Genomic DNA, 9,310 nt, shown 5'->3' with positions numbered 1-9,310 from the left:
CGGCTGGTAGACCGGCTCGATCGTGCCCAGGTCCGGGCAGGTCCCGACGACCACCTACGCCCCCGCCGTCCGCGCGCTGCTGCGCGGCCTGCCGACGCTGCCGGCCGCGTTCCTGCTGGCCGTCTTCCTGGGCGGTCCGATCCTGTACTGCGTCTACTACGCGTTCACCGACATGCAGCTCACCGGCGCCTCCGGCACCCGTTTCGTCGGGCTGGACAACTTCACCAGGGCGCTGAAGGACACCGACTTCCTGAACGCGGTCAAGCTGACGCTGGTGCTCGTGGTCGGCTCCGCCGTCGTCGGCCAGAACACGCTCGGGCTCGCGCTGGCCGTCCTGATGCAGAAGGCCACCAAGCCGGTACGGTCGCTCGTCAACGGCGTGGTCATCGCCGCCTGGGTGCTGCCCGAGGTGGTCGCCGGCTATCTGATGTACGCGTTCTTCTACGACCAGGGCTCGCTCAACTCACTTCTGGAGGCCCTGCGTCTGCCGCAGCAGAACTGGCTGTACACCATGCCGATCCTGGCGGTGTGCCTGGCGAACGTCTGGCGCGGCACCGCGTTCTCGATGATGGTCTTCACCGCCGCCATCAACGACGTGCCCCAGGAGCTGGAGGAGGCCGCCGAGATGGACGGCGCGGGCCCCTGGCAGCGGTTGTGGCGGGTCGTGCTGCCGGTGATCAGGCCGTCGATTCTCACCAACCTGATGCTGATCACCCTGCAGACGCTCTCCGTCTTCGGCCTGATCTACACCATGACCCGCGGCGGCCCCGGCAACAAGAGCGAGACCCTGCCGATCTTCATGTACCAACAGGCCTTCCAGAACAGCCTGATCGGGTACGGCACCGCCATCGCCCTGGTCCTGCTGGTGGTCGGCGCCCTGTTCTCCGTCGTGTACATCCGGCTCCTGAAACTGGAGGACGACTGATGGCCGCCGTCGCCACGCCGCCGCCCCTCACCTCCACCGGGCGCACCGCCGTCGTGCCCGCCACACGGAGGCGACGCCGCCTGCGGCCCGGCCGCGTCGCGGTCAACGCCGTCCTGCTCGCGGTGTCGCTGCTGTACGTGCTGCCGCTGTTGTGGATGGTGCTCGCCTCGGTGAGTGACATCAACTCCTTCCGTCTGACGCTGCCCTCGTCGCTCACGCTCGACAACTTCGACGCGGTTCTCAACATCGACACCACCTACCGGCCGATGCTCAACAGCCTGCTGCTGTGCGGCTTCGGGACGGCCGTGACCGTGGTGGTGTCGGTGTTCGCCGCCTACCCGCTGTCGCGCTACCGCTCGCGGCTGCGGCGGCCCTTCCTCTACACCATCCTGTTCTCCACCGGACTGCCCATCACCGCCGTGATGATCCCCGTCTACAGCATGTTCGTGCAGGTCAACCTGATCGACTCGATGCCCGGCACCACCCTGTTCCTGGCCGCCTCCGCGCTGCCGTTCGGGATCTGGCTGATGAAGAACTTCATGGACGGCGTCCCCATCGTCCTGGAGGAGGCCGCCCGGATCGACGGCGCGAACACGATGCAGGTGCTGTGGCGGGTGGTGCTGCCGCTGATGCGTCCCGGTGTCGTCGTGGTCACCATCTTCACCTTCATCGGCATGTGGGGGAACTTCTTCGTCCCCTTCATCCTGCTGCTGTCCCCGGAGAAACTCCCGTCCTCCGTCAGCGTGTTCACCTTCCTCAGCGCCCACGACCAGACCCAGTACGGGCAGTTGTCCGCCTTCTCGCTGCTGTACTCGCTGCCCGTCGTCCTGCTCTACCTGCTGCTGGCCCGCAAGCTCGGCGGAGGCTTCGCCCTGGGCGGCGCGCTCAAGGGCTGACCCCACGCGCACGGCCGTACCCCCACCTGCCCCGCCACCACGGAGAAGACACCCCATGCACAACGACCGTGACGTCACCGAACAGCGGCTCGCCCGCGTCCTCAACGAGCGTCTGCGCCCCGCGGTCCACGCCCGGTCCGTCCCCCTGGACGTAGCGGTCTGGAACGTGACCGGCGAACCGGTGCCGGTCCACGAGGGCCTTACCGCGCCCTACCGCCCGGCCCGCGTCGGCGACCGGTGGGGACCCGCCTGGACCACGAGCTGGTTCAAGGTCAGCGGCAGGATCCCCGCGGAATGGGCCGGCGCGACCGTCGAGGCCGTACTGGACCTCGGCTTCTCCCCCCACTCCCCCGGCTTCTCCGCGGAGGGACTGGTCTACCGGGCCGACGGCACGGCGGTGAAGGCGCTCAACCCGCGCAACACCTGGCTGCCGGTCGCCGAAGAAGCGGTCGGCGGCGAGGAGTTCGTGGCCTTCGTCGAGGCCGCCGCCAATCCGGTCGTCATGCACACCGGCCCCGACGAACTGACCTTCGGGCCCACCTCGGTCGGCGGGCGCGCACCCTGGCTCGGTGACCCGGCCTGCGACCCCGGCGAGCCCCTGTACCGGCTGCGACGGCTGGACCTCGCCGTCTTCGACCGGGGCGTCCACGAACTCGTACAGGATCTGGACGTCCTGGGTCAGCTGATGCACGAGCTGTCCCCCGATTCCCCGCGCCGCTGGCAGATCCTGCGGGCCGTCGCACAGGCCCTGGACGCCATCGACCTGCAGGACGTCAGCGGCGGCGCGGCCGCCGCGCGAGCCGCCCTCGCCCCGGTACTGGCGGCACCCGCGCACGCGAGCGCGCACCGGCTCTCGGCTGTCGGGCACGCCCACATCGACACCGCCTGGCTGTGGCCGCTGCGCGAGACCGTGCGCAAGGTGGCCCGCACCGTCTCCAACGTCACCCAACTCATGGACGAACACCCGGAGTTCACCTTCGTCATGTCCCAGGCACAGCAGCTCGCCTGGCTGAAGGAGCACCGTCCCGAGGTGTACGCGCGGGCGCAGGAGAAGGCGAAGACCGGGCAGTTCCTGCCCACCGGCAGCCTGTGGGTGGAGCCGGACACCAACATCACGGGCGGTGAGGCCCTGGTGCGCCAGTTCGTCCACGGGAAGCGGTTCTACCTGGAGGAGTTCGGCGTCGAGACCGAGGAGATGTGGCTGCCGGACACCTTCGGCTACAACGCGGCCCTGCCGCAGCTGATGAAGCTGGCAGGGGTGCGCTGGTTCCTGACGCAGAAGATCTCCTGGAACACCACCAACAAGTTCCCGCACCACACCTTCTGGTGGGAGGGCATCGACGGCACCCGGATCTTCAGCCACTTCCCGCCCGTCGACACCTACAACAGCGACCTGTCCGGTGCCGAAGTCGCCCACAGCGTACGGAACTTCCAGGACAAGGCCGCCGTCAACCAGTCACTGATCCCGTTCGGCTACGGCGACGGCGGCGGCGGCCCCACCCGCGAGATGCTGGCCCGCGCCGCCCGGCTGAGGAACCTGGAGGGCTCCGCCCGGGTCGAGATGGACAAGCCCGCCGACTTCTTCGAGCGCGCGCACGCCGAGTACGAGGAGAGCGGCGGCGCACCGGTGTGGTCCGGGGAGCTGTACCTGGAGTTCCACCGGGGTACGCTCACCAGCCAGCTCGCCACCAAGCAGGGCAACCGGCGCAGCGAACACCTGCTGCGCGAGGCGGAGTTGTGGGCGGCGACGGCGGCCGTGCGGCACGGGCACCCTTACCCGTACGAGGCACTGGACCGGCTGTGGAAGACGGTTCTCCTGCACCAGTTCCACGACATCCTGCCCGGGACCTCGATCGCCTGGGTGCACCGCGAGGCCGAGGAGACCTACGCGGCCGTCGCCCAGGAGCTGACGCAGCTGATCGGCGCGGCCCAGCGTGCGCTCGCCGGGCCGCCCGGAGGAACGGTCGTCTTCAACGCCGCACCCCACGCCCGTGGCGGCGTCCAGGCGCTGGGCGCCGGCCTGCGCCCCGAGCCGGCCGACCCGCCCGTGCCGCCGGTGGCGGACGAGGACGGGTTCCTCCTCGACAACGGTCTGGTCCGGGTGGCGGTGGACGGCCGCGGCCTGATCACTTCCGCCTACGACATCGCCGTGGGCCGGGAGGCGCTGGCGCCCGGCGCGACCGGCAACCTGCTCCAACTCCATCAGGACTTCCCGAATCAGTGGGACGCGTGGGACGTCGACGTCTTCTACCGCAACACCGTCCGCGACCTCACCGAGGCCGACTCGGTCACCGCGACCAGTGACGGCATCCGGGTGGTCCGCAGGTTCGGAGATTCGAGGATCGAGCAGACCCTGACCCTGCCGGCCGGCTCCCGGCGGCTCGTGGTCGACACCGTCGTCGACTGGCACGAGCGGGAAAAGCTGCTCAAGGCGGCCTTCCCGCTGGACGTACGGGCCGCGCACTCGACCGCCGAGATCCCCTTCGGGCACGTGCAACGGCCCACCCACACCAACACCAGCTGGGACGCGGCCAAGTTCGAGGTCTGCGCCCACCGCTTCCTGCACGTCGGTGAACCCGACTGGGGCGTCGCGCTGGTCAACGACTCCTCCTACGGTCACGACGTCACCCGGGACGTCCGCGCCGACGGCGGTACGACCACCACGGTCCGGCTCTCCCTGCTGCGTTCCGCCCGTTTCCCGGACCCCGACGCCGACCAGGGCACCCACCGGCTGGCCTACGCCCTTGTCATCGGCGCCGACATCACCGACGCCGTGCGCGAGGGCTACCGCTTCAACCTGTCCGAGCGCGCCCTGCCGGGCAGCACGGCCGTCGCCCCCCTGGTCTCCGTCGACCACGAAGGGGTGGTCGTCGAGGCCGTCAAGCTCGCCGACGACCACACCGGCGACATCGTCGTCCGCCTCTACGAGTCCCGCGGCACCCGTGCCCGCGCCACTCTCACCCCCGGGTTCCGTGTGGCCTCGGTCGCCGCGACCGACCTGCTCGAACGCCCCCTCGACGACCCGACGAGCCACCAACACGCTGATGGGGCCGTGCAGTTGACGTTGCGCCCCTTCCAGATCCTCACGTTGCGGCTGCGGCCGCTGCCGGAGGACTGACGGGACGAGAGCCACGAGCGGCGTCGGCGGGGTGCACTCCTGGCAATGGGCGCCACGGTCCCGTCGCCGCAGCGGCAGCGGCAGCGGCAGCGCACCGTCGGGCCGGCCGCTCGTGGCGTCCCGCGTCGATCGCGTCCTCGTGCCGCTCGGCAGCGTCATCGGGACGCTCGAAGTCCTCGGCGCGGCAGGCGTCATCCTCCCGCCAGCGACCGGGACTGCGCCCGGACCGGCCATCGCCGCGGCGAACTCACTCGTCCCGCTCCAGTCGGTGGCGCCGTGGTCCACGTCTCTCGCTGCGAGACCCGGCAGCTCGGGCTCGACCTCACCCCGCTGGTGAACGCTGCCGCGGCCGCTCGGCTGGAAACCACCCGGCTGGGAGCGACGTACCGATGGCCAGGGAGAGCAGGTGGAGGAGCGGGAAACCGGGGCGGGCCAGGGATGCTCAGTCCGCGCTCTTCTGCCGTGCCGCACGGTCGAGTTCGCGCCTGAGCGCGTCCTCGCCCTCGCCGACCAGCGACTTCTCGAGGCTGTGGTCGTCGTGCCGTGAGATCCGCTCACCCTGGGCGAAGCCGTCGGTGTCCAGGACGCTCCCGCACCACTCCCCACGGCCCACGACATGGTCGTCGAACGGTACGACCGCTCCCTCACCGAGGGCCACCCAATGGCCGTCCCGCCAGCGGAGGGCGAGGATGTAGGTGTGGCCGGGGACGACGCGCGGGGCGTCTCCCACGAGGTCGTCGACGCGGGTGGTGCCGTCGGAGCGGAAGATCTTCCAGCCGGGGGCGATGTAGTCGACGGTGGAGCCCACGGCAGGGTGGGAACGGCTTCGGGAGGTGAAGGGGACGGATTCCCTGGTCAGTTCGACGGTGCGCTCGAGCTGGTAGCGGTAGGCGCCGGCCGCCAGCTCCCTGCGGTCGCTCTCCCGTTCCCGGACGGCGCGTCCCACGATCACGACGTCGGCGTGGCGGACCCAGTCCCGGGCCGTTTCGGACGGGTACGGATTGACGGGGTACCCGCAGCCGTTGACGGTGTCGAGGGCCGGCCAGCCCGTCAGGACACCGGCGACGAGTCCGACCGCGGCGAGAACCACGACGGCGGGGCGGCCCGGTGCGACGAGTAAGCGCCGTCCGGGGCTGATGAGGTCTCTGGACATCCACTGATCTTGGTCCGGCGGTGATCGATCCGAAGTGGTGGAGGCCACGCCTCCGGCCACAGTCGTGTCACAGCGCGAACACACCGAGGTCCGCAAGGGCAGCGTGAGACCCGGCGTCGGCGGCGGAGCGGACACGCGAGGCGGCGTCCATCACATTCGCACCCGGCGGGCGACTTCGCCGTGGCAGCAAAACCGCAGCTCAGATGCTCGAATGCCGTCAGGTCATGGATCATGTTGAGTCCAGGCATTGGACGCATGCATCCGTGATCTCCCAGGCTGGTCGGTGTCCCCAGTTCCCGACCGTTGAGGAGTAGTCATGGGCACGCGGTGGAACACCGCCGAGGGTCTGATCCGTACGACCGCCCGCGGGCATGCCGTGCTGAACAATCCGCGTCTGAACCGGGGCACCGCCTTCACCCTGCAGGAGCGCAAGGATCTGGGGCTGGAGGGCCTGGTGCCGCCGCAGGTGCTGACCCAGGACCAGCAGGCCGCCCGCGCCTACACGCAGTTCCGTTCCCAGCCCGACGACCTCGCCAAGAACGTGTATCTGACGGCGCTGCGAGACCGCAACGAGGTGCTGTTCCACCGGCTGCTCGCCGACCACCTCGCCGAGATGCTGCCGATCGTCTACACCCCGACCGTCGGCACCGCGATCGAGCGCTACAGCTACGAGTACCGCCGCCCGCGCGGCGTGTACCTGTCGGTGGACGCGCCCGAGGACATCGAGCGTTCCCTGCGCGCGTCCGGGCTGGGCGCCGGCGACGTCGACCTGATCGTGGCGACCGACGGCGAGGCCATCCTCGGCATCGGCGACTGGGGCGTGGGCGGTATCGACATCGCGGTGGGCAAGCTCGCCGTCTACACCGCCGCCGCGGGCGTGGACCCGGCCCGCACGCTGGCGGTGATGCTGGACGTGGGCACCAACCGGCAGGAGCTGCTGGACGACCCGCTGTATCTGGGCAACCGGCACCCGCGCGTGGACCGCGAGACCTACGACGCCTTCATCGACGCGTACGTCACCACGGCCACCGGGCTGTTCCCCGACGCCCTGCTGCACTGGGAGGACTTCGGGCCGGCCAACGCCCGCCGCATCCTGGACCGGTACCAGGAGAAGGTCTTCACCTTCAACGACGACATCCAGGGCACCGGCGCGGTCAACCTGGCCGCCGTGCTCTCCGGTGTGCGCGCCGGCGGTGTCCCGCTGCGCGAGAACCGCATCGTGCTCTTCGGCGCCGGCACCGCCGGCATCGGCATCGCCGACCAGCTGCGCGACGCGCTGATCGCCGACGGGCTGACGCCGCAGGAGGCCACCGAACGCATCTGGGCCGTCGACCGCCACGGCCTGCTCACCGAGGGCCAGCAGGATCTCCGCGACTTCCAGACCCGCTACGTCCGTCGCGGCGCCGAGGTCTCCGACTGGCGGCACGACGACACCGTCGGCGGCATCCCGCTGGCCGAGGTCGTCGACCGCGTACGCCCCACCGTCCTCATCGGGGCCTCGGGGCAGGGCGGGGCCTTCACCGAGGACATCGTCCGCACCATGGCCGCACACACGGACCGCCCGATCATCCTGCCCCTGTCCAACCCCACCCGGCTGGCCGAGGCCGTCCCCGCCGACCTGCTCCACTGGACCGACAACCGTGCCCTGATCGCCACCGGCAGCCCCTTCGACCCGGTCGAGGCCGACGGCGTCACCCACCACATCGGACAGGCCAACAACGCGCTGGTCTTTCCCGGCCTGGGGCTGGGCGCCGTCGTCGCCCGGGCCGAACGCATCACCGACGGCATGCTCGTCGCCGCGGCGCGCGCCGTCGCGGAGCAGACCGACGCCGCCGCTCCTGGCGCGCCGGTGCTGCCTCTGATCGACCGGCTGCGCGACACCTCCACCGCGGTGGCCGTGGCCGTGGCCCGCGCCGCCACCGAGGACGGCGTCGCCCGGGAGACCGCCGAGGACACCATCGAGGAGCGCGTCCGCGCGGCCATGTGGCAGCCGGTGTACCCGCCGATCGAGGCCGTCTGACGGACGCCGGGCCGCGGATCTTCCCTCTCGTCCGCAGCAATCAACAACCGTAAGGACTCGGCTCTCTGACGTGTCGTCACCGGCCCCGTGGCCGAGCCCCCTTTCCAAAGGATTGACGCAGTCATGTCTTTCGCCGAGATCTTCACCGTCGTGGTGCCGGTCTTCCTCATCATCGCGGTCGGCTACGGCACCGGCCGCCGCGCGCTCTTCGACGCCGGCGGAGCACAGGCGCTGCGTGAGCTGACCATGCAGATCGCCCTGCCGGCCGCCCTGTTGCTGAGCATCTGGCAGACACCGCGGCACGTGCTGGTCGAGCAACTGCCCCTGGTGGGCCTGCTCGCCTTCGGCCTGCTCGGGGTGTACGCCGCCCTGCTCGGCGTTCTGCGCCTCGCCGCCCGCCGTCCGCTCCGGCGCGCGGCCCTGTTCGCCCTGGCGTGCGTCCAGCCGCAGTACGCCTTCATGGGTACGTCCATCCTCGGGGGTCTGTACGGCAGTGCGGAGGCCGCCGTGCCGATCGCCGTCGCGGGCATCCTCGTCAACGTCGTCCTCGACCCGGTCGTGCTGATCCTGCTCGGCATGCCGGAACACCCGACGCCCGGGACGGCAGCGGCCACGGCGGACACCACCTCCGCGCTGCGGCGACCTGCCCTGGTGACGGTCGGCGGCGGCGCGCCCGCGGAAGCCGCCGCGCCGGTCGCCACCGGCGCCGCGTCTCCCGAGCACCGTCCCTCCGCGCTGCGCACCGTCGGACTCTCGTTGCGCGAGCCGTTCTGCTGGGGTCCGGTCCTGGGTCTGATTCTGTCGGTGAGCGGAGTCGGCCTGCCGGAGGTCGCCGACGCCTCGCTGACCCTGCTCGCCGGGGCCTCCTCGGCCGCCGCGCTCCTGTACGTCGGCGTCTCCGTGTCCCGCATCGGCCGCCCGAAGCTGACCCCGGTGGTGTGGGCGATCTCCCTGACCAGCGTGGTCGTCCTGCCGCTGCTCGTCTACGGTGTCGGTCTGGCCGTGGCCTCCGCGGCCGACGCCGCCCAGGCCGCGCTGATCGTCGCCTTCCCCGTCTCCCCCGTCCCCCTCATGTTCGCCGCCCGTCATGGTTCGAAGGCCGACATCCAGGCCATCGGCTCCGCCGTCGTACTCAGCCTGCTCCTCTCCTTCGTCACCCTCCCGCTCCTCATCGAGTTGGTCGGCTGACTCGGGCCTC

At 70.8% G+C, this 9,310-nt stretch carries 6 protein-coding genes; 5 read left to right on the top strand and 1 reads right to left on the bottom strand.

Going from position 1 to position 9,310, the window contains the following annotated elements:
* Positions 1 to 76: 76 nt before the first annotated feature.
* From ACFWWR_RS29650 to ACFWWR_RS29640, 3 genes are read left to right on the top strand one after another with little or no spacing between them, the layout of a single operon-like run.
* A complete protein-coding gene (locus tag ACFWWR_RS29650; RefSeq protein WP_384306313.1) occupies positions 77 to 925 on the top strand; it encodes a carbohydrate ABC transporter permease in 849 nt (282 codons plus the stop codon).
* Entirely contained in the window at positions 925 to 1,821 is an 897-nt protein-coding gene (locus tag ACFWWR_RS29645; protein ID WP_384306305.1) for a carbohydrate ABC transporter permease, read from the top strand. Before ACFWWR_RS29650 ends, ACFWWR_RS29645 begins: the two co-directional genes overlap by 1 nt.
* Positions 1,822 to 1,876: 55 nt before the next feature.
* A complete protein-coding gene (locus tag ACFWWR_RS29640) occupies positions 1,877 to 4,939 on the top strand; it encodes an alpha-mannosidase (RefSeq protein ID WP_384306302.1) in 3,063 nt (1,020 codons plus the stop codon).
* 442 nt (positions 4,940 to 5,381) lie between these two features.
* Here the strand turns inward: ACFWWR_RS29640 and ACFWWR_RS29635 are convergent, their stop codons facing one another.
* Positions 5,382 to 6,092 (bottom strand): hypothetical protein, encoded by a 711-nt coding sequence (locus ACFWWR_RS29635; RefSeq protein ID WP_384306299.1) that lies wholly within the window; start codon positions 6,090 to 6,092, stop codon positions 5,382 to 5,384.
* Between the two features lie 316 nt (positions 6,093 to 6,408).
* Here ACFWWR_RS29635 and ACFWWR_RS29630 point away from each other — a divergent pair, with 316 nt between their 5' ends.
* Together ACFWWR_RS29630 and ACFWWR_RS29625 are read left to right on the top strand one after the other, a co-directional pair.
* Positions 6,409 to 8,112, top strand: a complete 1,704-nt coding sequence (locus ACFWWR_RS29630; RefSeq protein WP_384306296.1) for an NAD-dependent malic enzyme — start codon at positions 6,409 to 6,411, stop codon at positions 8,110 to 8,112.
* Positions 8,113 to 8,235: 123 nt separating this feature from the next.
* Positions 8,236 to 9,300 carry an AEC family transporter gene (locus ACFWWR_RS29625; RefSeq protein ID WP_383877340.1) on the top strand — a complete coding sequence of 355 codons (1,065 nt, stop codon included), beginning with the start codon at positions 8,236 to 8,238 and terminating at the stop codon, positions 9,298 to 9,300.
* Positions 9,301 to 9,310: the final 10 nt, after the last annotated feature.

Origin of the sequence: Streptomyces sp. NPDC058678 (assembly GCF_042714835.1) — a bacterium.
Lineage (GTDB): Bacteria > Actinomycetota > Actinomycetes > Streptomycetales > Streptomycetaceae > Streptomyces.
This window is presented reverse-complemented; position numbering and strand designations above follow the sequence as displayed.

What these genes read in the sequence shown, in the direction of transcription:
- ACFWWR_RS29645 (WP_384306305.1), top strand. Translation starts at nt 925, where the DNA reads ATGGCCGCCGTCGCCACGCCGCCGCCCCTCACCTCCACCGGGCGCACC.
- ACFWWR_RS29640 (WP_384306302.1), top strand. Translation starts at nt 1,877, where the DNA reads ATGCACAACGACCGTGACGTCACCGAACAGCGGCTCGCCCGCGTCCTC.
- ACFWWR_RS29635 (WP_384306299.1), bottom strand. Translation starts at nt 6,092, where the DNA reads ATGTCCAGAGACCTCATCAGCCCCGGACGGCGCTTACTCGTCGCACCG.
- ACFWWR_RS29630 (WP_384306296.1), top strand. Translation starts at nt 6,409, where the DNA reads ATGGGCACGCGGTGGAACACCGCCGAGGGTCTGATCCGTACGACCGCC.
- ACFWWR_RS29625 (WP_383877340.1), top strand. Translation starts at nt 8,236, where the DNA reads ATGTCTTTCGCCGAGATCTTCACCGTCGTGGTGCCGGTCTTCCTCATC.